The following is a 25,072-nucleotide window of genomic DNA, read 5'->3' on the forward strand; positions in this document are numbered from 1 at the left end:
GACTATCCTCCCGCTGTGACGATCCGGCTCAGACGGCCTTGGCGATGGTGCTGGGTGTCTTGCCCACCGCCACCTGGAAGGCGGGGCGCTCGGCCACGGAGGCGCGCCACTTGTCGAGGTTGGCGAAGGCGGGCCGCTCGACCGGGAAGTCAAGGCAGCGGGCGACGACCGGCGCCAAGGCGACATCGGCCAGCGTGAAGCGGTCGAGCGCCACGAAGTCCTTGCCGCCGAGTTGGGCGTCCAGGATCCTCAATTGGGTGATCATGTCGTCGGCCTGGGCCTGGAAGTCGGCGGCCCGCTCCTCCGGAGCCTTCTTGCTGTCCTTGAACACCGCCACATAGGGCGTGTTGAGCGAGGCCAGCATCCAGTCCATCCAGCGCTCGACCTGGGTCTTGTCGGCGAGTGACCCGCCGCCTAGGTCACTGCCGGCCTTGGCCGTCAGATACCGCAGGATCGTGTGCGATTCCCAGATCGATAGGTCGCCGTCCAACACGGTGGGGACCTTGGCGTTGGGGTTGAGCGCCTTGTACTCCGGCGTCTGCGTGTTGCCGAACTGACGGCCGTAATCCTCGCGGGAATAGGGTATCGCCAGTTCCTCGAGCAGGAAGATGACCTTCTGGACGTTGCCAGAAGTCTGCCGTCCCAGGAGCTTGATCATTGTTTCCACCATTCTTTTTCTTCGGTTCTAGGTCGGATGCCGCTTAGGCTTGTCAGCGGTCCAGCGGCTTGTAGACTATGGCTTCCATCTCGATCTTGGTGTTGATCACCGCGCGCGCCTCGACCGTCGTGCGCGCCATCATGCCGTCGGGGAAGAATTCGGCGAAGGCCCTGTTGTAGCGGCCGAAATCGCGGGTGTCCTCCAGGTAGGTCGTGACCCGCACGATATCCTTCAGGGTCGCCCCGTCCTGCGCGATGATCCGCTCGATCGACTCCAGCGTCCAGCGCGTCTCCTCCTCGATCGTGCCGGACAGCATGTTGCCATTGGCGTCCTTCGGCACCTGCCCGGAAACGAAGATGAAATCACCGGCCCGGATCGCGGGGTGGAACGGCAGGTTGGGGTTCTTCTTGCCGATCGGATAAACATCCGCCCGGCGCTCGTCGGTCTTGTCGCTCATGCCCTGCCCTCCCTCAGCCGAAGACGCTGGTTTCGATGATGTCGACGCCATGGACGCGGTCGACCAGATAGATGATGCCGCGATCGTCGATGGTGACGTCGTTGGATGACGCCCGCTGCGCCCCCTCCGGCACGTCCGGCAGGAAGTGCCCGACCTCCTTCGGCGCGAAGGGATCGGCGATGTCGACCAGCCGCAGTCCTTGGGCAAACCAGGCGAACGGGATGATCGAGCCCTTGAACCGCTCCGACGGCTGATGGCAGCCGGTCATCGGCGGCTGCGGCTCGCCGGTGGTGTCGATGCCTTCGACCTGGAATGTCGAGATCGGCACCGGCGTGCGCTCGTCCGTGATGTCGTAGATCCAGGCGAAGGCCGGGGGCGCCGGATACAGCTTGGCGACATCCTCGTCCGCCACCACCATGATCTTGCGGCCCTTGAGGGTTTGCGGCATCGGCAGGCAGGTGTGGGTCGGGTGCGGGAAGGCCAGGCTGGTGTTCAGTTCCGAGATCAGCTTCGGCTTCGACAGATCGGAGACATCCAGGATGAACAGCCCGTGATGCCAGTAGCTGACATACATCCTGTCGCCCAGCCGGAGCGGATGGTGGCAGCGCGGCGTCGGCCACGCCGGGTCCCACGGGTATTCCTCGCCACCGGCCTGCCATTGCCCCGGAACCCACCAGCGGCCGACCTCGCGCGGGTTGACCGGGTCCGACAGGTCGAGCGTCATGGTGATGTTGCCGATGTAGCCTTCCGCGGTCGGCGAGATGTAGGCGTGGTGGCCGTCGAAGTCGTAGCGGTGGACGCCCTTGCCTGCCGTCCGCCACTTGGAGATCAGCTTGGGCTCCGCCGGACGGGAGACGTCGTAGATCCCCAGCCCACCGCCGAACTCCGGCGCGTTCTGACCGAAACGCTCGTGGTTGACGATCATGATGCCGTTTTGGACGCGCACCTTGTGGGAGTGCCAGCCATCCGGGACGTCGATCCGGGCGATCTGCCTGGGGTTCCGCGGATCGGAGATGTCATAGATCGACGTGCCGCTCGGCGGCCGCATGTGACCGACATAGAGCGTCGTGCCATCAACCCACACCTGGCCGCCGCCGGGGCAGTCGATGTGGGACAGGTGGCTCGTGTTCAGGGATTTTGGCATTGGGTCCGGTCTCGCCGTCTCTCGTTGCGGTCTGGCTTGTTGGCGCGGGTCAGGCGAGCCGCACCGTCTCGCCATCGGCGTTCCGGCCCCATTTGCGGTAGAGCGAGAAGACCTTCAGGCTGGGCTCGTCGCTCGCCACGAACAGGATGGCGGGCTCCGTGTCGGAACCGTTGACATGCTCGCACCAAGCGCCACCGGGGATCGCCACGGTGTCGAACTCGTTCCAGTCGTAGCGTTGGCCGTTGATGATGGAGTGACCGTGACCCTTGAACGGGGCCGCCAGGAGGCTGGCGGTCTGGCGCAGCGGCAGAGTCTTCTCGCCGGGGCGCAGCATCTGCGCGAAGAAGGTGATCGTCTTGAAGACGGGACCGCCGGTGGTCGGGTCGACGTACTCGACCATCAGCGCCTCGTGCGGGTCGCCGTCCCAATCCTTGTGGCGGTTCAGGATGTTCTCCATCGCCTCCCAGCGGTAGACATACATCGGCGAGGAGAAACCGGCGCCGCGGGAATGGTTGACGAAGCGCGGCCGCAGCCCGCCCTGCCCATAGATGCGGTTGGAGTAGTCGTCGGGGAACCGCGCCGATTGCTTCTTCTTGGCGGTTTCCTGGCCGTTGTCGACTTCCTTGTAGTCATGCTCGAAGCTGACCGCGTTCAGGGTTTCGACCAGCGGCAGGTCCAGGACCGACAGGTTGATCGCCGGCTCGTCGCCGACGGTGCCGTGATTGTGCCAAGTGTCGATCGGGGTCAGCACCATGTCGCCGGGACCGAACACGATGTCCTCGCCCTCGACGCCGGTGAAGTTGCCCTTGCCGGTCAGGCCGAAGCGGATGGCGCTGGGCGTGTGCCGGTGCGGCGGCATGATCTCGTTGGGGTCGTTCAGCCGGTACGCGGTGTACATCGTGCTGACGGTGGCGCGCTGCGGCGCCAGGCCCGGATTGACCAGGATGACGGAACGGCGGTCGGAATCGTCGGTCGTGATCAGTTCGGCGGAGCGCTTGAGGATCGGTTCGATGTCGTCCTTGTAGTTCCAGACATGCGGCACGGCGCGCTTGGTCGCCAGCAGCTGCTTGATCTCGTCGTGATCGGTGTTCGACGTCGCCCAGAACGGGAAAAGGTTATGCGCGTGGAGATCGTCGTACAGCGCCTTCAGCGCCGCTTCACGGTTGCTCAGCTTATCGATGCTGTTCATCGCGTCTGGCTCCTGTTGGAATGACGGCCTTGGATGACGGCTTCCGAATGGGGCGGCTCGGTTCAACCAATTTCCAACCGTAATCCGACTTGGTTATCGGCGTAAAGCGGTTTTTTGGTTACTTGGTCGAAGCCAAGTCAACCGCCCTAGCCGGCGAGATCGGCGGTGACGGGTTGGGACCGGCGGGTGCTGGCGGTTTCCGACCGGCGGATGGCGGGCAGCGGCGCCAGCCCCCGGATCATGTCGGCCGCCTTCTCCGCGATCATCACGACGGGGCCATTGATGTTCCCGGTTGTCATGTCCGGCATGACCGAGGCGTCTACCACCCGGAGCCCGTCGATCCCGCGCACCCTCAGTTCGTGGTCGACCACCGCCATGGGGTCGCCGTCCAGTCCCATCTTGCAGGTGCCCAGCGGGTGATGGACGGTGATCGAGGTCGCCCGGATATGGGCGTCGATCTCGGCGTCCGTCGTCCGGTCGGCGCCGGGCAGCGCTTCCTTCAGGACGAAGGGCTGGACGGCGGGCTGGCTCATGACCTCGCGGGCCATCCGGACCCCTTGGCGCAGCGTGGTCCAATCGGCTTCGGCACCCAGGAAGTTCTGGTGGATGCGCGGCGCGGCGGCGGGGTCCTTGCCGGCAAGCTTGACGCTGCCCCGGCTCTCCGGATGCAGCATGACGATGCGGGCGACGAACCCATCGGTGAAGGGCTGGCTGAACGGCGGCAGGTACGGCCGGCCCGTGAAAGGCGCCGCCGTGAACAGCAGTTGCAGGTCGGGTGCTTCCAGGTCGGGTCGCGTCTTCAGGAACGCCGTGATGCCCCCCGGCACATCGGAGGCGAAGCCCTTGCCGAACAGGTAGGCTTGGAGGATCGCCGGCCCGATGCGGTCGGCGCGCATCATCCTGTGGAACGGGCCGGGCTCCTTCCGGAGATAGGCGATGATGACCGAGACGTGGTCCTGCAGGTTCTTGCCGACGCCGGGCAGCGCCACGCGTGTGTCGATCGAGTGGGCGGCCAGCTCGTCGGGATCGCCGATGCCGGACAGCATCAAGAGTTGGGGCGAGTTGATCACGCCGCCGGCCAGAATCACCTCCCGCTCGGCGCGGACCTGATCGAGCCTGCCGTCCTTCTGGTATTGGATGCCAACCGCTCGGTCGCCCTCGAACAGGATGCGGGTCGCCAGCGCGTTGACGCGGATCTCGACATTGCCGCGCTTCAGCGCGGGCCGCAGGTAGGCCGTGGCGCAACTGCTGCGCTTGCCGCCGCGGATCGTCATCTGGAGCCGGCCGAAGCCTTCCTGGCGGGCGCCATTGTAGTCGTCCGTCCAGCCGAACCCGGCGGACTTGCCGGCCACCGCGAAGCTCTCGACCAGTGGGTCCTGATACTTGCAGGTCTGGACACCGAGCGGCCCGTCGCCGCCGCGATATTCGCTGGCGCCGCCTTCCCAGCTTTCGAGCCGCTTGAAGTAGGGCAGCACGTGGTCGAACGACCAGGCGTCCAAACCGTTCTCCGCCCAGCGGTCGAAGTCGCGCGGATTGCCGCGGACATAGGCCATGGCGTTGGTCGACGACGAGCCTCCGACCACCTTGCCGCGGGCGCATTCGACGCTGCGGCCGTCGACGTTGTCCTCCGGCTCGCAGAAGTAATTCCAGTCGTGCAGCCGTTTCTGGAGGATGCGGCCCCAGCCGAGCGGGATGTGGATCCACGGATCCCGGTCCCAGCCGCCGGCCTCCAACACGAGGATCCTCGCGTTCCTGTCCTCCGACAACCGGTTCGCCAGGGTGCAGCCAGCCGATCCGGCGCCGACGATCACGTAGTCGTAAGATTTACCAGAAGCCATCGGTCCAACCCCGTTCAACCATTTCTCGTTGGTATTCACATCGGACTTGTTTTCATGGCGCCACGGCAGGGAGCCGGGCGGCCTGGAGTGCCGCCACCGCGAGGGCTGCGGGCTAAAGTCGCTTCGACATCTCAGTAACCTTTTTTAGATGACCACCTTTCAACCAAACTTGTCAACCACCCACGAAGGACGCTATTCTGTCGATATGACTGACGCTTAACCGGGCACGCCGCCTCAACTTTTGCCACCACCAGGGACTGACGAGATGCAGATTGGCAGGCGCCTGAAGCTGCGGCCCCCCAGCATGGACCACGCGAGGATCGAGCCGGTTTCGGATCCGGAACGAGTCGACCTGATCGCCGCCGCCATCCGCGAACTGGTGGCCTCCGGTGCGGCGCTGCCGCCCGAACGCGTCCTGGCGGAAGGGTTGCGGGTCAAGCGGCACCGGCTGCGCTCCGCCCTCGAACTGCTGCGCGGCGAGGGCCATATTGGTCAACCCGTGGTCGGCCGGCCGCGCAGCGTCGCCGCACCGGACGCTGGGGAGTCGCTGATCAGCTGCACCAACCCGATCGAGGTCATCGAAATGCGGATGGTGTTCGAGCCGGGCTTGGCGAGGTTGGCGGCGTTGCGCGCCTCCCCCTTCGAGATCGCCCGCATCGAGGCAGCGGCCACGACGGGAAGCGCCGAGTATGGCGCCGCCGATCTGGCGTTCCACATGGCGGTTGCCGCCGGATCGCGCAACAGCCTGGGCATCGAGCTTTACGCCCTGCTCCGCCGCGTCGGCACTGACGCCCGCGTCCGGATCGGCTCGGATGACGACAAGATCTGCCCCAAGCGCCTGCAACAGCGCGACGCCGAACACCGCGCCATCGCCGCCGCCATAGCGGCCCGCGACCTGGATGGCGCCGAACACGCCATGCGGACCCACCTGCTGGCCGTCCAGCGCCGCATCACCGAGCGACTGACGCCGGGGGTGACGGCGGCTTGAGGGATGTGAGGCGCCAAGGCGGGTCCTTCAGGCTAGTCTTGGTTCGCCACGACCCAGTTCTCGACCCTAAGTCCGTCATACTCCCCGAAGTCGGCCATGTTGTTGGTCACCAACGTCACATCCAAAGCGATGGCGTGGGCCGCGATGAGCTTGTCGATCGCGTCACGCTTGCGGTCGCGCGTCGCCAGACGCACGGGGCCATAGGCGCGCGCGGCGTTCCTGTCGAAGCCCATCACTGGAATATCCTCCACCAGAGACTCCAGTGCCGTTCGGTTCCGGGCGCGGCCCTCGCCTGAAACCACCACTCCATATTCCAGCTCGGCATAGGTCAGCGCCGACATGATCACCTCCCCCACGTGACACTGGGCGAACCGCTTGGCGACCGAAGCGGGCTGGTGCTTCATCAGGTAGATGCAGATGTTGGTGTCCAGCATGAACCGCGGTCTCAAAGCGGATCGCGCTCCGCCTCGATGTTCTCGCCACGGCCCTCGGCCATGAAGTCCGGGGAGAAGGCGCTGAACTTATCGAGCACCTTGTCCAGTCGCCGGGCGACGGGACGGATGCGAAGCTCATCGCCGACACGTTCGATCTCGACGTCCATATCGTTCCGGTCGAACGCGAGGTCGGCGGGTATCCGGACAGCCTGCGAGTTCCCGTTCCTGAACACCTTGGTGATGGGCATCGCCGCCGTCCCCCTCATGCCGTCCAAATGTATGGATCACCCCATAATGCCAATACGCGCCTAGTATGTAAACACAGGTGTGTACATAACCGGTTATGGGCGACCCTTCAATTCACCGCCTTCGCGTCGACCAGCTTTTTCAGTTGGTCGTACTCGGCCTTGACCGCCGGCTTGCCGGTGATGATCGACAGGCCGATCTGCTGGAACTGGGCCATCATGGCCTGCTGCTGGATGTCCGGCAGCTTGGCGATCTTGCCGCCGTTGGCGATCCAGGCGTCGCTCGACCGGGTCAGGTTGGCGACGCCCCAGGGGAAGGCCCGTTCCTCGGCGGCGCGGCCGGCGGCGCGGATGGCTTTCTGGATGTCGGCGGGTTGGCTTTGGAACCAGGTCTCGTTGACCACATTGACCGAGACGATCTGCGCGAAGTTCAAGTCGATGACGTATTTCGCGGCATCGTAATACTTGAAGGCGGTCAGGATCGGCATGCCGGCCAGCACGCCGTCGATGCCGCCGGACTGGAGCTGCGGGATCACCTCGGTCAGCGCCAGCGGCACCGGCAGCACGCCGACCGCCTTCAGCGGGTCCATCTGGAGCGGTGTGGCGAAGGTGCGGATCTTCTGGCCCTTCAACCCCTCGATCGAGGTCACCTCGTTCTTGGTCAGGATCAGCGTCGAACTGTTGTAGATCGCGCCGATCACCCGCAGGTCGCGGTCCAGGAACATGGTCTCGAAATGGTCGCGATAGGCTGGATCGTGGATCACGGCGTGGACATGCTCGGGCGACTTGAACAGGCCGGGCACGTCGAAGATCTCGAACTTCGGATCGGTGTTGGTCAGGAAGGAGGTCGGCGAGATGAAGGACTCGATGGTCCCCAGAAGCACGCCCTCGGTCATCCGCGGGATCGAACCCAACTGGCTGGCGGGGTAGATCTCGACCTTGACCTTGTCGCCGACCCGCTTGCCCATCTCCTCGGCGAACAGCTTCTGCCATTCGTGCTGAACGTCGTTGATCGTGGCGTTCGCCATCTTCATGACGATCTGGGCTTCCGCCCGCTCCGTCGGCCCGGCGAGGGTGACGAGGGCCGCGAGCAGGGCGGCGGCGGCCGTCAAGGCGCGTGTCGGCTTCATTCTCGTTTTCTCCATGGGTGGTTTCGAGTAGGGCCAGGTTTCCGGTTGGGGCCAAGCTTTGGTCAAGGAGTGGCGGTTCGCGCGAGGAACAGCGACAGTTCGGGCCAATAGGTGATGATCACCAGAGCCGCGACCTGGACCCCGACGAACGGCAGCACGCCGCGATAGACCGTCTTGAGCGGGATCTTGAAGACCGATTGGGCGACGAACAGGTTCAGCCCGAACGGCGGCGTGAACATCCCGATCGCGAGGTTGACCGTCATGACGATGCCGAAATGGATCGGGTCGATGCCAAGCTGAAGCACGGAGGGCAGCAGCAGCGGCGCCAGCACCAGGATCGCCGAGGTCGGATCGAGGAAACAGCCGGTGATCAGCAGCAGCAGGTTAACCGCCAGCAGGAATTCCCAAGGCGACAAGCCCAGCCCCGTCAGCCAACCGGTGATCGACTGGGGCACGCCCTGGAGCGTCAGCAGCCACGAGAAGATGCTGGCCGCCGCGACGATCACCAGGATCTGCGCCGTCAGGATCGCCGAGCGGCTGGCCGCGTCCAACACGTCGCGCCACGACATGGTGCGATAGACGAAGCGGGCGACCAGCATCGCGTAGAGACAGGCGACGCCGCCGGCTTCGGTCGGCGAGAACCAGCCGAGATAGATACCTGCCAGGATCAGCACCGGCATGGCCAGCGCCGGAATGGCCTCGCGCGTGGTCCGCAGGAACACCGACAGTTCGAAGCCGCCCGTCTTCGGGATGCCGGCGCGGCGGGCGGCCAGGACCACGAAGCCGGCCATCATGACGGCCATGAGTAAGCCCGGCAGGACGCCGGCGGCGAACAGCTTGGGGATCGACTGCTCCGCCGCGGCACCGTACAGGATCATCGCGATGCTGGGCGGGATGACGATGTCGATCGCCCCGCTCGACGCCGCCAGCCCCGCCGCGTACCGCTCGCCGTATCCCGCCTGGACCAGACGCGGATAGAGCACCCGCCCGACCGCCGCGACGGCGGCGGCGCTCGACCCGGACACGGCGCCGATCAGCGTGCAGGACCCGACCGTGGCGACGCCCAGGTTACCCTGAACCCGCCCCGTCATCGCCAGGACCCACGACACCATGCGGTCCGCGATGCCGCTGGCCCCCATCAGCTCGCCGGCGAAGACGAAGAACGGGATGGCGAGCAAAGCGTAGTTGTCCAGGCCGCCCATCATGGTCTGGTGCAGCGCTATCGGCGGCGTCGTCAGGATGAAAATGAAGCTCGCCGCAGCCCCGACCAGGAAGATGGCGAAGATCGGCGTGCCGAGCGCCAGCATGACCAGGGGGATGAAACCAAGGGTCCAGATCATCGGCCATCCTCCTGTTCTTCCAGTGGCCCGCCCCGCGCAATGGTCGCGATGGTGCCGACGGCGAGGCAGAACGCGGTCACGGCGGTCAGCGCGAAACCCGCCAGCAGGGCCGAATGGGGAATGGTCGTGGGTATGCCCAAGCCCATGCTGACCTGCCCGATCCTGCCGACCCGCGCCACGAAGCCATAGCTTTGGACGGCGGCGTATCCGCAGGATGCCGCCACCAGGATGTTGTTGAGCAGGGCTAGCCTCAGCTTGCCCCGCGGCCCCAGGGAGCTTTGCAGGGCGTCCAGCGAGAGGTGGGTGCCCTCGGCCGTGACCACGACCATTCCGGTCATGACCACCCAGATCATGGCGTAGACGACCAATTCGTCCGACCCGGTGAACGCGATGCCGAAGCCGTAGCGTCCGGCCGCGTTGAGGACGTTGACCAGGACCATCAGCAGCAGGACGACGCCCAGCAGGACCCGCAGCCCCGCCAGCAGGTTCCTGACCACCAGAGCCGCGCTGCTGGCGGCATGGGCCATCCGGGATTTCGGAGGGTTCGAAAGTGCGACGCTCATGTTTCCCCGCGCGGTGTCCGCCGACCGGCCCCGCTCTCGGAGAGGGGAGCCGATCATCGGCGCATAGGATAACCATTTCCAAAACCAATTCCGGAAATCCTATCACCATGGTTCAGCGTAACAAGCAAAATACCGCCAGCGGGATGGAGTTTATTTCGGCCCGACGTTGTGAAGTGGCGTTTTTCGGCGGTTTGAGACTGGTTTGACGATCTCAACCGCGCAACCATTTACCCCATATGGAGCGTTGATGGTCGGATTATGGTCGGGAGAGGAAGGGGCCTGACGTTCCGGGCGTCCGCGTTCGCCGCCTCCCCCCTTCTTGTGGTGAGACGTCATGGAATGTCATCATTTTCCTGTCTCATGTTGGGGGGCGCCCCATTGGGGGCATTCCAGCGTGCGGCCCGTGACGGGCTTTGGGGTTCCATATTCAGGTTTCGAAGATCCAGCGCGGTGGCGCGAGGAAGCGTAGCCCGAAAGGGTAAAGGATTACTTTCCTGAATACGTGATTGCCTTTATGCGAGCTTTTCCCTACGCATCTCTAGGTCTCCGGTTGCATCTATGAAAAACATCGCGAGTTTTTAGGAAGATTGACTTGGCCGCGCTCGCGTCGCAGAATCGGCATGCCCGCTCCCTTGCGGCGGCACTTGTTCCTCGTCGGCCACAACTTGGGCCTGCGCTCCGCGTTCGAGCCCGTGGCCGCCGACCTGCTCGGCCTGCCGCGCGACTTCCGCGGCACCGCCTGAGCCACTGGGGAGCAGGCGCGCGTGATTGACATGCTGGCTCTAACGGCGGGGCTGGGCCAAGGGCCGGATCACCGACACCTTGCCCTACGGGAGGGAGGGCGCTGCGGAGCACGGCGCCGCCGAACCCGCTTACCCCTTGGTTGTCCTCGCGGTGCCCCTGGAGCCGGAGGCCCGGCTGGTGGAGCCGGGGCCGGGTAGCGCCGACGTGGTGACGCTGGCGTTCCGCTGGCCAGTGCTGATGGCGGTCGCACCCGCGCGCCGGGAGTGGGGTTGGTGGTGAGTCCGTCGTGGCGGAGGTGGGGGAAGTTCATGGCTCCGCGTGGGAGGTGACCACGGTTCCAGCGTCGCGGGCCGGCGGCGGACTGCGTTTGGATCCACGCCCCCGCACGGGGGGCGACGACGGCATCGGCTCCCTGGGTCAGATGACCCCCGTTTCAATCCACGCCCCGCACGGGGGCGGCAAGCTGGCATGGACGCGGCCAAGGCGCGTGGCGTGTTCAATCCACGCCCCCGCACGTTGGATCAGGCGGTGGAAGCTGGCTATTTCCGAGCCGAATTCACCCAGATCATCGGGTGGGATGATGATCAAGCCACCCGCCTTGATCATCGTGCAACTCCCGAGGAAAGCGACCGAGCCGCTGGATTGATTCGCGTGGCGGAGCGGGCGAAAAGCGTGTTTGGAGACACGGAAGAAGCATCTCGATGGCTGCGGAAGCCGAAAAAAGCATTTGATGGTAAGACTTGCATCAACATGCTCGCCACCGAATACGGTGGTAGGGAGGTCGGGAACATGCTCGTTCTGAATGTGCTGATCAACCCGCCACAGCCAGACATGGGAAAAATCGCGGTCATCAGCGACACGCCGTTCTCATTCGACTGTCGCCTCTTCTAATACTAACAGCACTAAACAATGACGGGTCGAATAGTTGTTCGCGTAGGTCGGGTAAAGCGCAGCGGCACCCGACACCAACTCGCCTGCTTGTCGGGTGCCGCTGCGCTTTACCCGACCTACAATTCCGCCAGCTGGTTTCTTCATTGTGAAACGGCACCCGACCTACCGTGGGACGTTCGTTGGAAAGCGGTCATTGTTTAGTGGCGTTGATATGACTCGGAAAGCTGGGCCGCGCCGCCGTCAGCCCGGCGCGGTGCCTCCCAGCTCGTTGGTCACCGCGGCGGCGGCCTGACGCACCAGGGCGCCCAGCGGGGCGACGCGTTCGTCGGTCACGCGCGCCTTGGGGCCCGACACCGACAGTGCGCCGATCGGCTGCGCCCGCTCGTCATAGATGGTCGCCGCCACGCAGCGCAGGCCGATCGCGTGCTCCTCGTTGTCGATCGCGTAGGCGCGGGTCCGGATCGTCTCCAGATCGGCCTCCAGCGCCTCCAGGGTCGTCAGCGTCGCGGCGGTGAAGCGCGGCAGGCCGCGCTGTTCCATCATGTTGCGGACGTATTGCGGCGCCATCCGGGCCAGCAACGCCTTGCCCGCGGCGGAGCAGTGCAGCGGCAGGCGGGAGCCGGGCGGGGCCAGCGCCCGCATCATCTGGTGGCACTCGACCTGGGCCAGATAGACCACCTCGTGGTTCTCGATGATCGCGAGGTTCACCGTCTCGCTCGCCTGGTCCATCAGCTGGCGCATGCGCGGCCGGGCCAAGTCCACGACGTTGCGGGTCTTGAGGAAGCCGCTGCCGCTGATGAAGGCCTGCACGCCGACATACCAGCTTCGGGTGGCGCTGTCGAAACGGACGTAGCGTTCCTGCTGGAGGGTGGTCAGCAGGCGGTGGGCGGTCGAGGGCGACAGCGCCGCCGCGCGCGCCAGTTCGGTCAGCGACATCGGGCCGTCGGCCTCGCCGAGGATCGTCATGATGTGAAGGGCGCGGACCAGCGACTGGACCGTCTGGGATCGGGGATCGACGCTCGCGGCCGTCGCCGCCTTGGCCGCGGCGGTGGCCGTGGCCGGCGGTTCGGATCGTATCAATGTCTCATCCTGACTTCGCATCACCTGTACCGCGCTTCCAAAAAGGATTGCTGGGAATGGGGCGACTCGCTTGGTGGTCGGGGTTCATCTCCGCCCGCGCCTCGGACGCGGCCCCGCCATCGCCGCCCCGCTCTTGTTCGGGGCGGCGCGGCGACGAGGGAACGGCCCCCTACTCCGCCGCTTGGGCCGGAACCGGTGTCCGCGCCGGCTCCACCCGGGCGGCGCAATACTTGAACTCCGGGATCTTGCCGTAGGGGTCCAGCTGCGGGTTGGTCAGCATGTTGGCCGCCGCCTCCGCGTAGCAGAACGGCATGAAGATCAGCCCGGTCGGGATGGCGTGATCGGCGCGCGCAACCAGCTCGACCTCGCCACGCCGGGTCCGGACCGTCATTCGGTCGCCGGCGTTGACGCCCAGCCGGCGCAGGTCGGCCGGCGCCATGTAGGCGACCGCCTCCGGCTCGATGTCGTCCAGCACCTTCGACCGCCGGGTCATCGCCCCGGTGTGCCAATGCTCCAGCTGGCGGCCGGTGGTCAGCACCATCGGGTATTCGGCGTCGGGTTCCTCGGCGGGCGGGATGATCGCCGCCGGCACCAGCCGGCCGCGGCCCGTCTCGGTCGGGAAACCGTTGCCGAACACGATCTCGTGGCCCGGCTCGTCCGGCCCGTCGCATGGATAGGTCACCGACTGCTCGCGCTCCAGCCGCTCCCAGGTGATGTTCGCCAGCGACGGCATCGCCTTGGTCATCTCGGCGAAGATCTCGCGCGGATGGCTGTAGGTCCAGTTGAGGCCCAGCTGGTTCGCCAGCTGGGTCAGGATCACCCAGTCCTCGCGGGCCTCGCCCGGCAGCGGCAGCGCCTTGCGGCCCATCTGGACCTGGCGGTTGGTGTTGGTCGCGGTGCCGTTCTTCTCCGGCCAGGCCGAGGCCGGCAGGATCACGTCGGCGTATTTGGCGGTCTCGGTCAGGAAGATGTCCTGCACCACCAGATGGTCCAGCTTGGCCAGCGCCTCGCGGGCGTGGCCGACATCCGGGTCGGACATCGCCGGGTTCTCGCCCATGATGTACATGCCGCTGATCTTGTCGTCATGGATCGCGTCCATGATCTCGACCACCGTCAGGCCGCGCACGCCCGGCAGCTTGGTGCCCCACAGGTCCTCGTAGAACTCGCGGACCTCGGGCTTGTCGACCGGCTGATAATCCGGGAACACCATCGGGATCAGGCCGGCGTCGGACGCGCCCTGGACGTTGTTCTGGCCGCGCAGCGGGTGCAGGCCGGTGCCGGGGCGGCCGATCTGGCCGGTGGTCAGCGCCATCGCGATCAGGCAACGCACGTTGTCGGTGCCGTGGGTGTGCTGCGAGATGCCCATGCCCCAGAAGATGATCGAGGCCTCGGACCGGGCGTAGAGTCGCGCGACCGTGCGCAGCGTGCCGGCGTCGATGCCGCAGATGTCCTCCATCGCCTCGGGCGTGTAGTCCTTGATGTGCTCCTTCAGCTCCTCGAAGTCCTGGGTGTTGGCCTGGACGTATTGCTGGTCGTACAGACCTTCCGTGATGATCACGTTCAACATGGCGTTCAGCATCGCCACGTCGCGGCCCGGCTTGAACTGGAGCATGTGGGTGGCGAACCGCTTCAGCGCGTGGCCGCGCGGGTCCATCACCACCAGCTTGGCGCCGCGTTCGACCGCGTTCTTGAAGAAGGTCGCGGCGACCGGGTGGTTCTCGGTCGGGTTGGCGCCGATCACCACGATCACGTCGGCGTCTTGCGCCGACATGAACGGCGCCGTCACCGCTCCCGATCCGATGCCCTCAATCAGCGCCGTCACCGACGAGGCGTGGCACAGCCGGGTGCAATGGTCGACGTTGTTGGTGCCGAAGCTGGTGCGGACCAGCTTCTGGAACAGATAGGCCTCCTCGTTCGACCCCTTGGCGGAGCCGAAGCCGGCCAGCGCGTCGCCGCCCCGCTCGTCGCGGATCTTGGACAGGCCCTTGGCCGCAACCTCCAGCGCCTCTTCCCAGCTGGCGCGGCGGAAGTGGGTCAGCGGGTTCTCGGGGTCGATGTCCACGTCATGCTTCGACACGCCCTCGCGGCGGATCAGCGGCATGGTCAGCCGGTCCTCGTGGTGGACATAGTCGAAGCCGAAGCGGCCCTTGACGCACAGGCGGTTCTGGTTGGACGGACCGTCGCGGCCGGTGACCGACAGCAGCTTGTCGTCCTTGATGTTGTAGGTCAGCTGGCAGCCAACGCCGCAATAGGGGCAGACGCTGTCGACCTTGCGGTCGGGTGCCGCCGAGAACACGCCGGTGTGCTGGTCGACCTGGGTCGCCGGCATCAGGGCGCCGGTCGGGCAGGCCTGGACGCACTCGCCGCAGGCGACGCAGGTGCTGTTGCCCATGGGATCGTCGAAGTCGAAGACGATCTTCTCGGCGTGGCCGCGCATGGCCATGCCGATCACGTCATTGACCTGGACCTCGCGGCAGGCGCGGACGCACAGGTTGCACTGGATGCAGGCGTCGAGTTGGACCGCCATGGCGGAATGGCTGAAGTCCTTTTCCGGAGCGGGATCGCGCTCGGGGAAACGGCTGTCGGAGACCTCCAGCTTGTCGGCCCAATTCCAGAAGCGGGAGCCGGGGTCGTGGGCCGCCTCGCGCTCCGGCTGGTCGCCGACCAGCATCTCGAACACCAGCTTGCGGGCCGACTTGGCGCTCTCGCTGGCGGTGTTGACCTTCATGCCCTGCTGGGGCTTGCGGATGCAGCTCGCGGCCAGGACGCGCTCGCCCTCGACCTCGACCATGCAGGCGCGGCAGTTGCCATCCGGACGGTAGCCCGGTGCCGGCGTATAGCACAGGTGCGGGATCTCGGTGCCGCGGCGGTTGGCGACTTGCCAAATGGTCTCGCCGACCTGCGCCTCGACCTCCTCGCCGTCCAGGAAAAAGCGGATCGCCTCGGTCATGTCAGGTCCTCCGGGAAGTGCTTCATGATTTGCTTGATCGGGTTCATCGCCGCTTGGCCCAGGCCGCAGATCGACGCCGATGTCATCACCTTCGCCAGCTCGCCCAGCAAAGGTTGGTCCCAACTCGGCCGTTCCAGCAGCTTGACCGCCTTCTCGGTGCCGACCCGGCACGGGGTGCACTGGCCGCAGCTCTCGTCCTCGAAGAACTTGAGCAGGTTCAGGCCGACCACCTTCATGTCGTCCTTGTCCGACAGCACGACGACGGCGGCCGAACCGATGAAGCAGCCATGCGGCTCCAGCGTGCCGAAGTCGAGCGGGATGTCGGACATGCTGGCGGGCAGGATGCCGCCGGATGCCCCGCCGGGCAGATAGCCCTTGAAGGCGTGGCCGTCCTCCATGCCGCCGCAATACTCGTTGATCAGCTCGGTGATCGTGACGCCGGCCGGGGCCAGCTTGACGCCGGGCTGCTTGACGCGGCCGGACACCGAATAGCTGCGCAAGCCCTTGCGGCCGTTACGGCCGTTGCTCGACCACCATTCCGGCCCCTTCTCCACGATGTCGCGGACCCAGAAGACCGTCTCGATGTTGTTGATCAGCGTCGGCTGGCCGAACAAGCCGACCTGGGACGGGAACGGCGGCTTGTGGCGCGGCAGGCCGCGCTTGCCCTCGATGCTTTCCAGCATCGCCGATTCCTCGCCGCAGATATAGGCGCCGGCGCCGCGCCGCATGTGGATCTTCGTGTGCCGGCTCAGCCCCGCCGCCTCGACCCTGGCGATCTCGCGGTCCAGGATCTCGCGGCACTGCGGGTACTCGTCGCGCAGGTAGACATAGACGTCGGTCGCTTCGACCGCCCAGGCGCCGATCAGCATGCCTTCGAGGAAGCGGTTCGGGTCGGTTTCCAGATAGTGGCGGTCCTTGAAGGTGCCGGGCTCGCCCTCGTCGCCATTGATCGCCATCAGGCGCGGGCCGGGCTCGGCGCGGACGAAGCGCCATTTGCGCCCGGTCGGGAACCCGGCGCCGCCCAACCCGCGCAGGCTGGAACCCTCCAGCGCGGTCAGGATGGTTTCCAGATCGCGGGTGCCATTCAGGCACTCCTCCAGCAGCGCGTAGCCGCCGCCGGCGCGGTAATCGTCGAAGCCGTGGTAGTCGGGGATGTGCGGATGGCTGTGGCCGGCCTCGACCGCCTCCTTGGTGGCGGCCGTCACGGTCTCGATCGTGGCGTGCTCGTGCAGGGCGTGGCCGATCGCCACCGCGGGGGCGTTGTGGCAGGCGCCCATGCAGGGCGCCCGGATCACGCGGACCTCCGGGCCGACCGCTCCGGCCAAGCCGTCGAGCAGGGCGTCGGAGCCCTTCAGCGCGCAAGTCAGGCTGTCGCACACCCGGATGGTCAACGGAGGCGGCGCCTCCTCCCCGTCCATCACGACGTCGAAATGGGCGTAGAAGGTGGCGACCTCGTAGACCTCGACCAGCGCCATCCGTAGTTCCTGCGCCAGCGCGACCAGATGGCGCGCGTGCAGGGCGTGGTAGCGGTCCTGGATCAGGTGCAGGTGCTCGATCAACAGATCGGGCCGGCGGGGACGGTCGCCGAGGAGGTCGCGGACCTCGGCCAACGCCAGCAAGTCGACCTGCCGCCCCTTCGGTTGCCCACGCGTCTTGCGGCGCCCCAGACCGGGGTGCTTGTTACTGGGATCGTTGGGTATGGCCGTGTCCATGTTTCCTGCCCCTGCCTTCTTCTTCGTTCGTTCCGTCCCGGAAAAAAGGGGATCGCTCCCCTTTCAACCTTAGCGCCTTCGACCTTATCGGCCCATCGCTTCCAGCATGGTGCGTCCCAGGCTGGCCGGGCTGTCGGCGATATGGATACCCGCCGCCGTCAATGCCTGTACCTTGAAGTCCGCCGTGTCATTACCACCGGAAATTACGGCGCCGGCGTGACCCATGCGGCGACCCGGCGGTGCCGTGCGGCCGGCGATGAAGCCGACGACCGGCTTTTTCGTGCCGCTGGCCTTGATGAACTCGGCGCCCTTGACCTCGGCGTCGCCGCCGATCTCGCCGATCATGATGATGCCTTCGGTCTCGTCGTCCTTCAGGAACAGCTCCAGGCTGTCCACGAAGTTGGTGCCGTTGACCGGATCGCCGCCGATGCCGATGCAGGTGGTCTGACCCAGCCCGGCGGCCGTCGTCTGCGCCACCGCCTCGTAGGTCAGCGTGCCCGAGCGGGAAACGATGCCGATCTTGCCGCGGCGGTGGATGTGGCCGGGCATGATGCCGATCTTGCACTCGTCCGGCGTGATGATCCCGGGACAGTTGGGGCCGATCAGCCGGGTGGCGGAGCCGTTCAGCGCGCGCCGGACCTTGACCATGTCCAGCACGGGGATGCCCTCGGTGATGCAGACCACCAGCGGGATCCGGGCGTCGATCGCCTCCAGGATGGCGTCGGCGGCGAACGGCGGCGGCACGTAGATCACGCTGGCGTTGGCGCCGGTTTCCTTGACGGCGTCGGCCACCGTGTCGAACACCGGCAGGTCGAGGTGCTTGGTGCCGCCCTTGCCCGGCGTCACGCCGCCGACCATGTGGGTGCCGTAGGCGATCGCCTGCTCGGAGTGGAAGGTGCCCTGCGCGCCGGTGAAGCCCTGGCAGATCACCCGTGTTTCGGAATTGACGAGAACCGACATGTCAGGCGGCCTTTCTCTGGACGGCGTTGACGATCTTCTTGGCGGCGTCCGCCAGATCGTCCGCGGAGAGGATGGGGAGGCCCGATTCGGCGAGGATGCGCTTGCCCATGTCGACGTTGGTGCCTTCCAGCCGGACGACCAGCGGAACATGGAGGGAAACTTCGCGGGCCGCCGCGACCACGCCCTCGGCGATGACGTCGCAGCGCATGATGCCGCCGAAGATGTTGACCAGGATGCCCTCGACGTTCTTGTCGGAGAGGATCAGCTTGAACGCCGTGGTGACCCGCTCGCGGGTGGCGCCGCCGCCGACATCCAGGAAGTTGGCCGGCTCGCCGCCGTACAGCTTGATGATGTCCATGGTCGCCATCGCCAGACCGGCGCCGTTGACCATGCAGCCGATGTTGCCGTCCAGCTTGATGTAGTTCAGCTCGTGCTTGGCCGCCTCGCGCTCGGAGGCCTCCTCCTCGTCGGGGTCGCGCAGTTCCTCGATGTCCTTGTGGCGGAACAGCGCGTTGTCGTCGAAGTTCATCTTGGCGTCGAGGGCGATGATGTCGCCCGAGCCGGTCACGACCAGCGGGTTGATCTCGACGATCGAGGCGTCCAGCTCGACGAAGGCCTTGTAGGTCGCCAGGATCAGCTTGACCGCCGAATTGACCTGTTTGCCCTCCAGCCCCAGCCCATAGGCCAGTTGCCGCGCGTGGAAGCCGGAGATGCCGGTGGCGGGGTCGATCGCGACCTTGTGGATCTTCTCGGGAGTGTCGTGGGCGACCTCCTCGATCTCCATGCCGCCCTCGGTGGACGCCATGATGGTGACGCGCGAGGTCGCGCGGTCCAGCAGCAAGCCCAGGTACAGCTCGCGCTTGATGTCGCAGCCTTCCTCGATGTAGAGGCGCTTGACCTCCTTGCCCGCCGGGCCGGTCTGCTTGGTCACCAGGACCTGGCCCAGCATCTCGCCGGCGTTGGCCGACACGTCGGCGACCGACTTGACGACGCGGACGCCGCCTTTCCCTTCGGGATTATTCTGGAAACGACCGGCGCCTCGGCCGCCCGCGTGGATCTGGGACTTGACCACCCAGACCGGGCCGCCCAGCTCGTTGGCGATCTTCTCGGCGTCCGCCGGATTGAAGGCCACCCCGCCGCGCGGAACGGCGACGCCATAGCGCTTGAGCAGGGCCTTTGCCTGATACTCGTGGATATTCATCGAGGCCCTCCCTGGGCATTTATTTCTTGTTCCGCGTCCTCTCCCGGGGGGAGCCGTGGGAGCGGGCCGAAACCCGCTCCCACGATGCGGAATGTTGCAAGTATTACAGCAAGCCCGCCGCCCGTGCCCACTTGTACTTTGCGCCTAGCACCGCAACCGGCGTTTCGGTCGAGTAGGGGTAGGCGACGATGCCGTGTTGATAGAGATAGTCGGCGGCCTCCTCGACCTGCACGTCACCGGCGAGCGACGCAACCACCGGCTTATCGATGCCCTTGGCGCGCATCTCCTCGACGACCTCGACCATGACCTTGGCGAAGACCATTGGCGGGGTGATGATCGTGTGCCAGTAGCCAAGGATCAGGGCGTGGATGCGCTCGTCCTCGAGACCCAGCCGCACGGTGTTCTGATACGTGCTGGGAGGCTCGCCACCCGTGATGTCGACCGGGTTGCCGGCGGCGCCGAACGGCGGGATGAACTTGCGGAACGCCGCGTCCAGGTCGGCCGGCATGGTCATCAGGTCCAGGCCGTTGTCGACGCAGGCGTCGGACAGCAGCACGCCGGAACCGCCGGCGCCGGTGATGATCACCACGTTCTCGCCCTTGGGGGTCGGGAGCACCGGAACGCCGCGGGCGAACTGCAGCAGATCCTGGAGCGACCGGGCGCGGATCACGCCGCTCTGCTTCAGCACGTCCTCGTAGATCTTGTCGTCGCCGGCCAAGGCGCCCGTGTGGGAGCTGGCGGCGCGGGCGCCCATCGAGGTGCGGCCCGCCTTGAGCACGACAACCGGCTTCTTCTTGGAAACCCGCTTGGCGGCCTCGGAGAAGGCGCGACCGTCCTTCAGGTCCTCCAGGTGCATGGCGACGATCTGGGTGTTGTCGTCATGCTCGAAGAAGGTCAGCAGGTCGTCCTCGTCGATGTCGGACTTGTTTCCAAGACCAACGATCGCGGAAACGCCCATCTTGGTCGACCGGCTGAAGCCGATGATCGCCATGCCGATGCCGCCGGACTGGGACGACAGCGCCGCCTTGCCCTTGACGTCGAACGGCGTGCAGAACGTCGCGCACAGGTTCAGCGGGGTGTAGTAGAAGCCATAGATGTTCGGACCCATCAGGCGGATGTCGTATTTCCGCGAGATCGCGACCAGCTCGTCCTGGCCTTCCACGTTGCCGGTCTCGGCGAAGCCCGACGGGATCAGGATGGCGCCGGCGATGCCCTTTTCGCCAACCTCGGTCAGGGCCTGCGCCACGAACTTGGCCGGGATCGCGAAGACGGCGATGTCGACGTCGCCGGGAATGTCCTTGACGCTCTTGTACGCCTTGTAGCCCAGGACCTCCTGCAGCTTCGGGTGGACCGGGTAGATGTCGCCCTTGTAGCCGCCGTTGATGAGGTTCTTCATCACGGAGTTGCCGATCTTGCCGTCCTCGATCGAGGCGCCGATCACGGCGACCGCCTTGGGCTTCATGATCCGGTTCATCTTCTCGAGGATCTCCTCCTCGTTCGGACGATAGCGCTGGACCTTGGCGTTGAAGTCGAGGACGACGCGGACGTCGGCGGCGGTGGCGCCGTCGGCCCGGGCGAACACCGGGTTCAGGTCCAGCTCGACGATCTCGGGGACCTCGTCGACCAGGCGGGAGACGTTGACCAGGATGGTCGCCAGCGCCTCGCGGTCGACCGGCTCGGAGCCGCGGACACCCTTCAGCATCTCGGCGGCCTGGATGCCGTCGAGCATCGACAGCGCCTCCTCACGGGAGACGGGCGCCAGACGGAAGGTGATGTCCTTCAGGACCTCGACCAGGATGCCGCCGAGACCGAACGCGACCAGCTTGCCGAAGCTGGGGTCGGTGACGGCGCCGACGATGACCTCCTGGCCACCCTTCAGCATCTGCTGGACCTGGATGCCATGGATGTCGGCCTTGGCGTCATAGGCCTTGGCGTTGTCGATGATCTTCTGGAAGCCGGCGCGCGCCTCGTCGGCCGACTTGACGCCGACCAGCACGCCACCGGCCTCGGTCTTGTGCAGGATCTGGGGCGAGACGATCTTCAGCACGACCGGGAAGCCCATGCCTTCCGCGAGCTTGACGGCGTCGTCGGCGGTCTTGGCGAGGCCTTCCTGGGGAACGGGGATGCCGTAGACGTCGCACAGTTCCTTGGCTTCCGGCGCCGTCAGGCTGTCGCGGCCCTCGGCCTTCGCCTTGGCGAGCAGGCGGGCGACGAGGTCCTTGGTGCTCTGGCTCGTTACCTTATCGATTACCGCAGTCATTGGGGTTTCCTCTCTGATGGTCTTCTGGAGTTTCCCGCATGTCGCAGCCATGGAGGGGCTTTCGCGGAATTGCCCTAGGGACTCCACGGGGTCGAATTCTTCTGGTCCGGCGGTCCCGCGGGACGGGGCGTCACTTCCCCCGCCCGCGCGAACCTCGTCAGGTCACTCGGCGGCCAAGCGCTGCGCCTGACCGACGGCGCCGGAGTTCCTGATCTCGGCGATCCGATTCTCGTCGAAGCCAAGCACGTCACGGAGGATCTCCTCGGTGTGCTCGCCCAGCAGCGGCGACCGGGTCACCTCGGTCGGGCTGTCCGACAGCTTGATCGGGTTGCCGACGCTCAGGTACTTGCCGCGGGTCGGGTGATCGACCTCGACGATCGTGCCGGTGGCGCGCAGCGACTGGTCCTCGGCGATCTCCTTCATGGACAGGATCGGACCGCACGGGATGTCGAACTTGTTGAGGATCTCCATGGCCTCGAACTTCGTCTTGGTCATGGTCCATTCCTCGACCGTCGCGAAGATGTCCTTCAGCTTCGGCAGGCGGGCGGCCGGCTTGGCGTATTCCGGATCGGTGATCCATTCCGGCTTGCCGATCACGTTGCAGATCTTCTCCCACACCGGCGCCTGGGCGATGAAGTAGATGTAGGCGTTGGGATCGGTCTCCCAGCCCTTGCACTTCAGGATCCAGCCCGGCTGGCCGCCGCCGGACGCGTTGCCGGCGCGCGGCACGGTGTCGCCGAACTCGCCATGCGGGAACTGCGGGTATTCCTTCAGCGGGCCATGGGCGAGCCGCTGCTGGTCGCGCAGCTTGACGCGGCACAGGTTCAGCACGCCGTCCTGCATGGCCGCCAGGACCTGCTGTCCCCGGCCCGAGGTGTTGCGCTGGTAGAGCGCCGCGACGATGCCGAGCGCCAGGTGGAGGCCGGTGCCGCTGTCGCCGATCTGCGCGCCGGTGACCAGCGGCGGGCCGTCGTCGAAGCCGGTCGTGGAGGCGGCGCCGCCGGCGCACTGCGCCACGTTCTCATAGACCTTGCAGTCCTCGTAGGGGCCGGGACCGAAGCCCTTGACCGAGGCCACGATCATTTTCGGGTTGAGCTCCTGGATGCGCTCCCAGGAGAAGCCCATCCGCTTCAGGACGCCCGGCGCGAAGTTCTCGACCAGCACGTCGCAGGTCCTGACCAGCTCCTCGAGCACCTTCTTGCCCTCGGGCGCCTTGGTGTCGAGCGTGATCGACCGCTTGTTGTGGTTCAGCATCGTGAAATAGAGGCTGTCGGCGTCGGGGATGTCGCGCAACTGACCGCGGGTGATGTCGCCCTCGCCGGGGCGCTCCACCTTGATCACGTCGGCGCCGAACCACGCGAGCAGCTGGGTGCAGGTCGGTCCCGACTGGACGTGGGTGAAATCGAGAATCTTGATGCCTTCGAGTGCCTTGGCCACCGCATTCCTCCCGGAAGTCTCTCGTGTTGTGTTTTTTGGCCGTATTCTCTTGGAGCCGGATATCGTCAGGGCGCCGCCTTGCGGACGGAGCTGGTCGGGTTGAGGCTTCCGATGTTGCCGCTCTCGGTGCCGGCCGCCGGGTCGATGACCGCGTTGACCAGGGTCGGCTTGCCGCTGTCCATCGCCTCGCTGACGGCGCGGTACAGCTCGTCGGGGTTCGTCACATGGACGCCGACGCCACCGAAAGCCTCCATCATCTTGTCGTAGCGGGAGTTCGCCGCGAACACCATCGGCGACGGATCGTCCCCACCCGTCGGGTTGACGTCGGTGCCGCGGTAGATGCCGCTGTTGTTGAAGATGACGACGCAGACTGGCAGCTTGTAGCGGCAGATCGTCTCCACCTCCATGCCCGAGAACCCGAACGCGCTGTCACCCTCGATCGCCAGCACCGGCTTGCCGGTCTCGACCGCCGCGGCGACGGCGTAGCCCATGCCGATGCCCATGACGCCCCAGGTGCCGACATCCAGGCGCTTGCGCGGCTGGTACATGTCGATGATGCCGCGCGCCAGGTCGAGCGTGTTGGCGCCCTCGTTGACCAGGATGGCGTCCTGCCGCTCGGCGGTCACCCGGCGCAGCGCGCCCAGCGCCCCGTGGAAGTTCATTGGCGACGCGTTGCTCATCAGCTTCGGCGCCATCTTGGAGATGTTGGCTTCCTTCTTCGTGTTGATCGTGTTGATCCAGTCGGCCGGCGGAGCCTGCCACTTGTCACCCAGCCCGGCGAGCAGGGCCGAGACGCAGGACCCGATGTCGCCGACCACCGGTGCCACGATCTCGACGTTGCTGTCCATCTCCCGGGGCTCGATGTCGATCTGGATGAACTTCTTCGATCCGGGCTCGCCCCAGGTCTTGCCCTTGCCGTGCGACAGCAGCCAGTTGAGGCGGGCGCCCACCAACATGACGACGTCGGCGTCCTTCAGCACGGTGGAGCGCGCGGCCCCGGCCGACTGCGGATGCGTGTCCGGCAGCAGGCCCTTGGCCATGCTCATCTGCAGGAAGGGAAGACCGCTCTTCTCGACCAGCGCGCGGATCTCGTCGTCGGCTTGCGCGTAGGCCGCACCCTTGCCGAACACGATCAGCGGGCGCTTGGCGCCTTTCAGCAGGTCGAGCGCGCGGATGACGGCGCTGGGGGCCGGAATCTGGGCGGGCGCCGGGTCGATCACCTTGACCAGCGACTTGCGGCCGGCTTCGATCTCCACCACCTGCGAGAACAGCTTGGCCGGCAGGTCGAGATAGACGCCACCCGGACGGCCCGACACGGCGGCGCGGATCGCGCGCGCCACGGCGATGCCGATGTCCTCGGCGTGCAGCACGCGGAAGGCCGCCTTGCACAAGGGCTTGGCGATGGCCAGCTGGTCCATCTCCTCGTAGTCGCCCTGTTGCAGGTCGACGATCTCGCGCTCGGACGATCCGCTGATCAGGATCATCGGGAAGCAGTTGGTGGTGGCGTTGGCCAGCGCCGTCAGGCCGTTGAGGAAACCAGGCGCCGAGACCGTCAGGCAGATGCCGGGCTTCTTCGTGAGGAATCCCGCGATCGCGGCGGCGTTGCCAGCGTTCTGCTCGTGGCGGAACGAGATGACCCGCAAGCCCTCGGCCTGCGCCAGACGCAGCAGATCCGAGATCGGAATGCCGGGCACGGAATAGAGATTCTCGATCCCATTGAGCTTGAGCGCGTCGATGACGAGCTGAAAGCCATCCGTCAACGCCGGCGGCGCGCCGGTTTGCGATGTGTCCGCGGCTTGGTTCTTGACCGCTGTTGCGACCGCACTTGACATGTGAGTAGCTCCTCCCCGA

Annotated in this window: 22 protein-coding genes; 4 read left to right on the forward strand and 18 right to left on the reverse strand. The window is 66.1% G+C overall.

What is annotated here, in order from left to right; translation table 11 throughout:
* Positions 1 to 28 precede the first annotated feature (28 nt).
* The 5 genes from N825_RS19335 to N825_RS19355 all read right to left on the reverse strand — a co-directional run bounded on the left by N825_RS19335 (position 29) and on the right by N825_RS19355 (position 5,286).
* Positions 29 to 658 carry a glutathione S-transferase family protein gene (locus N825_RS19335; protein WP_037455575.1) on the reverse strand — a complete coding sequence of 210 codons (630 nt, stop codon included), beginning with the start codon at positions 656 to 658 and terminating at the stop codon, positions 29 to 31.
* Positions 659 to 710: 52 nt separating this feature from the next.
* Positions 711 to 1,115, reverse strand: coding sequence for a RidA family protein (locus N825_RS19340; protein ID WP_037455578.1), 405 nt, complete (start codon positions 1,113 to 1,115; stop codon positions 711 to 713).
* 13 nt (positions 1,116 to 1,128) lie between these two features.
* On the reverse strand, positions 1,129 to 2,259 hold the full coding sequence (locus N825_RS19345; protein WP_037455581.1) for an LVIVD repeat-containing protein: 1,131 nt from the start codon (positions 2,257 to 2,259) through the stop codon (positions 1,129 to 1,131).
* Between the two features lie 49 nt (positions 2,260 to 2,308).
* Positions 2,309 to 3,448, reverse strand: coding sequence for a cupin domain-containing protein (locus N825_RS19350; RefSeq protein ID WP_037455585.1), 1,140 nt, complete (start codon positions 3,446 to 3,448; stop codon positions 2,309 to 2,311).
* A 146-nt stretch (positions 3,449 to 3,594) separates the two neighbouring features.
* The gene (locus tag N825_RS19355) at positions 3,595 to 5,286 is read right to left on the reverse strand and encodes a GMC family oxidoreductase (RefSeq protein ID WP_084164878.1); all 1,692 of its coding nucleotides are present in this window, start codon (positions 5,284 to 5,286) and stop codon (positions 3,595 to 3,597) included.
* A 265-nt stretch (positions 5,287 to 5,551) separates the two neighbouring features.
* Between N825_RS19355 and N825_RS19360 the strand changes: the two genes are divergently transcribed.
* A complete protein-coding gene (locus N825_RS19360; RefSeq protein WP_198038556.1) occupies positions 5,552 to 6,274 on the forward strand; it encodes a FadR/GntR family transcriptional regulator in 723 nt (240 codons plus the stop codon).
* A 32-nt stretch (positions 6,275 to 6,306) separates the two neighbouring features.
* On the opposite strand, the gene N825_RS19365 is transcribed toward N825_RS19360, so the two are convergent.
* From N825_RS19365 to N825_RS19385, 5 genes are all read right to left on the reverse strand, one after another.
* Positions 6,307 to 6,708 carry a type II toxin-antitoxin system VapC family toxin gene (locus N825_RS19365; protein ID WP_037455589.1) on the reverse strand — a complete coding sequence of 134 codons (402 nt, stop codon included), beginning with the start codon at positions 6,706 to 6,708 and terminating at the stop codon, positions 6,307 to 6,309.
* An 11-nt stretch (positions 6,709 to 6,719) separates the two neighbouring features.
* On the reverse strand, positions 6,720 to 6,956 hold the full coding sequence (locus N825_RS19370) for an antitoxin (protein WP_037455591.1): 237 nt from the start codon (positions 6,954 to 6,956) through the stop codon (positions 6,720 to 6,722).
* 107 nt (positions 6,957 to 7,063) lie between these two features.
* Positions 7,064 to 8,083, reverse strand: coding sequence for a TRAP transporter substrate-binding protein (locus N825_RS19375; protein WP_051512601.1), 1,020 nt, complete (start codon positions 8,081 to 8,083; stop codon positions 7,064 to 7,066).
* A 62-nt stretch (positions 8,084 to 8,145) separates the two neighbouring features.
* Positions 8,146 to 9,423: a TRAP transporter large permease gene (locus N825_RS19380; protein ID WP_037455594.1), complete on the reverse strand. Its 1,278-nt coding sequence runs from the start codon at positions 9,421 to 9,423 to the stop codon at positions 8,146 to 8,148.
* Positions 9,420 to 9,986 (reverse strand): TRAP transporter small permease, encoded by a 567-nt coding sequence (locus N825_RS19385; RefSeq protein WP_198038557.1) that lies wholly within the window; start codon positions 9,984 to 9,986, stop codon positions 9,420 to 9,422. Before N825_RS19385 ends, N825_RS19380 begins: the two co-directional genes overlap by 4 nt.
* 620 nt (positions 9,987 to 10,606) lie before the next feature.
* Here N825_RS19385 and N825_RS40810 point away from each other — a divergent pair.
* The 3 genes from N825_RS40810 (at position 10,607) to N825_RS36675 (ending at position 11,621) form a co-directional block, all read left to right on the forward strand.
* Entirely contained in the window at positions 10,607 to 10,729 is a 123-nt protein-coding gene (locus N825_RS40810) for a hypothetical protein (protein ID WP_281174371.1), read from the forward strand.
* A 79-nt stretch (positions 10,730 to 10,808) separates the two neighbouring features.
* Positions 10,809 to 11,009: a hypothetical protein gene (locus N825_RS19390; RefSeq protein ID WP_037455597.1), complete on the forward strand. Its 201-nt coding sequence runs from the start codon at positions 10,809 to 10,811 to the stop codon at positions 11,007 to 11,009.
* 189 nt (positions 11,010 to 11,198) lie between these two features.
* A complete protein-coding gene (locus N825_RS36675) occupies positions 11,199 to 11,621 on the forward strand; it encodes an antitoxin Xre/MbcA/ParS toxin-binding domain-containing protein (RefSeq protein ID WP_051512603.1) in 423 nt (140 codons plus the stop codon).
* 240 nt (positions 11,622 to 11,861) lie between these two features.
* Here N825_RS36675 and N825_RS19400 read toward each other — a convergent pair whose 3' ends face one another.
* The 8 genes from N825_RS19400 to oxc all read right to left on the reverse strand — a co-directional run bounded on the left by N825_RS19400 (position 11,862) and on the right by oxc (position 25,053).
* On the reverse strand, positions 11,862 to 12,701 hold the full coding sequence (locus tag N825_RS19400) for an IclR family transcriptional regulator (protein ID WP_245613172.1): 840 nt from the start codon (positions 12,699 to 12,701) through the stop codon (positions 11,862 to 11,864).
* Positions 12,702 to 12,870: 169 nt separating this feature from the next.
* Entirely contained in the window at positions 12,871 to 15,651 is a 2,781-nt protein-coding gene (gene fdhF, locus N825_RS19405) for a formate dehydrogenase subunit alpha (protein WP_037455600.1), read from the reverse strand.
* Positions 15,648 to 17,363, reverse strand: a complete 1,716-nt coding sequence (locus tag N825_RS19410; protein WP_051512604.1) for an NAD(P)H-dependent oxidoreductase subunit E — start codon at positions 17,361 to 17,363, stop codon at positions 15,648 to 15,650. Before N825_RS19410 ends, fdhF begins: the two co-directional genes overlap by 4 nt.
* Before the next feature lie 84 nt (positions 17,364 to 17,447).
* Entirely contained in the window at positions 17,448 to 18,323 is an 876-nt protein-coding gene (gene sucD / locus N825_RS19415) for a succinate--CoA ligase subunit alpha (RefSeq protein WP_037455602.1), read from the reverse strand.
* Position 18,324: 1 nt separating this feature from the next.
* Positions 18,325 to 19,524, reverse strand: coding sequence for an ADP-forming succinate--CoA ligase subunit beta (sucC, locus tag N825_RS19420; protein WP_037455604.1), 1,200 nt, complete (start codon positions 19,522 to 19,524; stop codon positions 18,325 to 18,327).
* Positions 19,525 to 19,627: 103 nt separating this feature from the next.
* A complete protein-coding gene (locus N825_RS19425; protein ID WP_051512605.1) occupies positions 19,628 to 21,784 on the reverse strand; it encodes an acetate--CoA ligase family protein in 2,157 nt (718 codons plus the stop codon).
* A gap of 162 nt (positions 21,785 to 21,946) precedes the next feature.
* A complete protein-coding gene (gene frc / locus N825_RS19430; protein WP_037455607.1) occupies positions 21,947 to 23,221 on the reverse strand; it encodes a formyl-CoA transferase in 1,275 nt (424 codons plus the stop codon).
* Positions 23,222 to 23,286: 65 nt separating this feature from the next.
* The gene (gene oxc, locus N825_RS19435) at positions 23,287 to 25,053 is read right to left on the reverse strand and encodes an oxalyl-CoA decarboxylase (protein ID WP_037455609.1); all 1,767 of its coding nucleotides are present in this window, start codon (positions 25,051 to 25,053) and stop codon (positions 23,287 to 23,289) included.
* Between the last annotated feature and the right edge of the window lie 19 nt (positions 25,054 to 25,072).

This window comes from Skermanella stibiiresistens SB22 (assembly GCF_000576635.1).
In the GTDB taxonomy this organism is placed as follows: domain Bacteria; phylum Pseudomonadota; class Alphaproteobacteria; order Azospirillales; family Azospirillaceae; genus Skermanella; species Skermanella stibiiresistens.

Excerpts from the sequence above, each read along its gene's own strand:
- N825_RS19355 (WP_084164878.1), bottom strand. The coding sequence starts at position 5,286 with ATGGCTTCTGGTAAATCTTACGACTACGTGATCGTCGGCGCCGGATCG.
- N825_RS19340 (WP_037455578.1), bottom strand. The coding sequence starts at position 1,115 with ATGAGCGACAAGACCGACGAGCGCCGGGCGGATGTTTATCCGATCGGC.
- N825_RS19335 (WP_037455575.1), bottom strand. The coding sequence starts at position 658 with ATGATCAAGCTCCTGGGACGGCAGACTTCTGGCAACGTCCAGAAGGTC.
- N825_RS19370 (WP_037455591.1), bottom strand. The coding sequence starts at position 6,956 with ATGCCCATCACCAAGGTGTTCAGGAACGGGAACTCGCAGGCTGTCCGG.
- N825_RS19360 (WP_198038556.1), top strand. The coding sequence starts at position 5,552 with ATGCAGATTGGCAGGCGCCTGAAGCTGCGGCCCCCCAGCATGGACCAC.
- N825_RS19410 (WP_051512604.1), bottom strand. The coding sequence starts at position 17,363 with ATGGACACGGCCATACCCAACGATCCCAGTAACAAGCACCCCGGTCTG.
- sucC (WP_037455604.1), bottom strand. The coding sequence starts at position 19,524 with ATGAATATCCACGAGTATCAGGCAAAGGCCCTGCTCAAGCGCTATGGC.
- sucD (WP_037455602.1), bottom strand. The coding sequence starts at position 18,323 with ATGTCGGTTCTCGTCAATTCCGAAACACGGGTGATCTGCCAGGGCTTC.
- fdhF (WP_037455600.1), bottom strand. The coding sequence starts at position 15,651 with ATGACCGAGGCGATCCGCTTTTTCCTGGACGGCGAGGAGGTCGAGGCG.
- N825_RS19425 (WP_051512605.1), bottom strand. The coding sequence starts at position 21,784 with ATGACTGCGGTAATCGATAAGGTAACGAGCCAGAGCACCAAGGACCTC.
- N825_RS19350 (WP_037455585.1), bottom strand. The coding sequence starts at position 3,448 with ATGAACAGCATCGATAAGCTGAGCAACCGTGAAGCGGCGCTGAAGGCG.
- N825_RS36675 (WP_051512603.1), top strand. The coding sequence starts at position 11,199 with ATGGACGCGGCCAAGGCGCGTGGCGTGTTCAATCCACGCCCCCGCACG.
- N825_RS19375 (WP_051512601.1), bottom strand. The coding sequence starts at position 8,083 with ATGAAGCCGACACGCGCCTTGACGGCCGCCGCCGCCCTGCTCGCGGCC.
- N825_RS40810 (WP_281174371.1), top strand. The coding sequence starts at position 10,607 with ATGCCCGCTCCCTTGCGGCGGCACTTGTTCCTCGTCGGCCACAACTTG.
- N825_RS19380 (WP_037455594.1), bottom strand. The coding sequence starts at position 9,423 with ATGATCTGGACCCTTGGTTTCATCCCCCTGGTCATGCTGGCGCTCGGC.
- oxc (WP_037455609.1), bottom strand. The coding sequence starts at position 25,053 with ATGTCAAGTGCGGTCGCAACAGCGGTCAAGAACCAAGCCGCGGACACA.
- N825_RS19345 (WP_037455581.1), bottom strand. The coding sequence starts at position 2,259 with ATGCCAAAATCCCTGAACACGAGCCACCTGTCCCACATCGACTGCCCC.
- N825_RS19385 (WP_198038557.1), bottom strand. The coding sequence starts at position 9,986 with ATGAGCGTCGCACTTTCGAACCCTCCGAAATCCCGGATGGCCCATGCC.
- N825_RS19365 (WP_037455589.1), bottom strand. The coding sequence starts at position 6,708 with ATGCTGGACACCAACATCTGCATCTACCTGATGAAGCACCAGCCCGCT.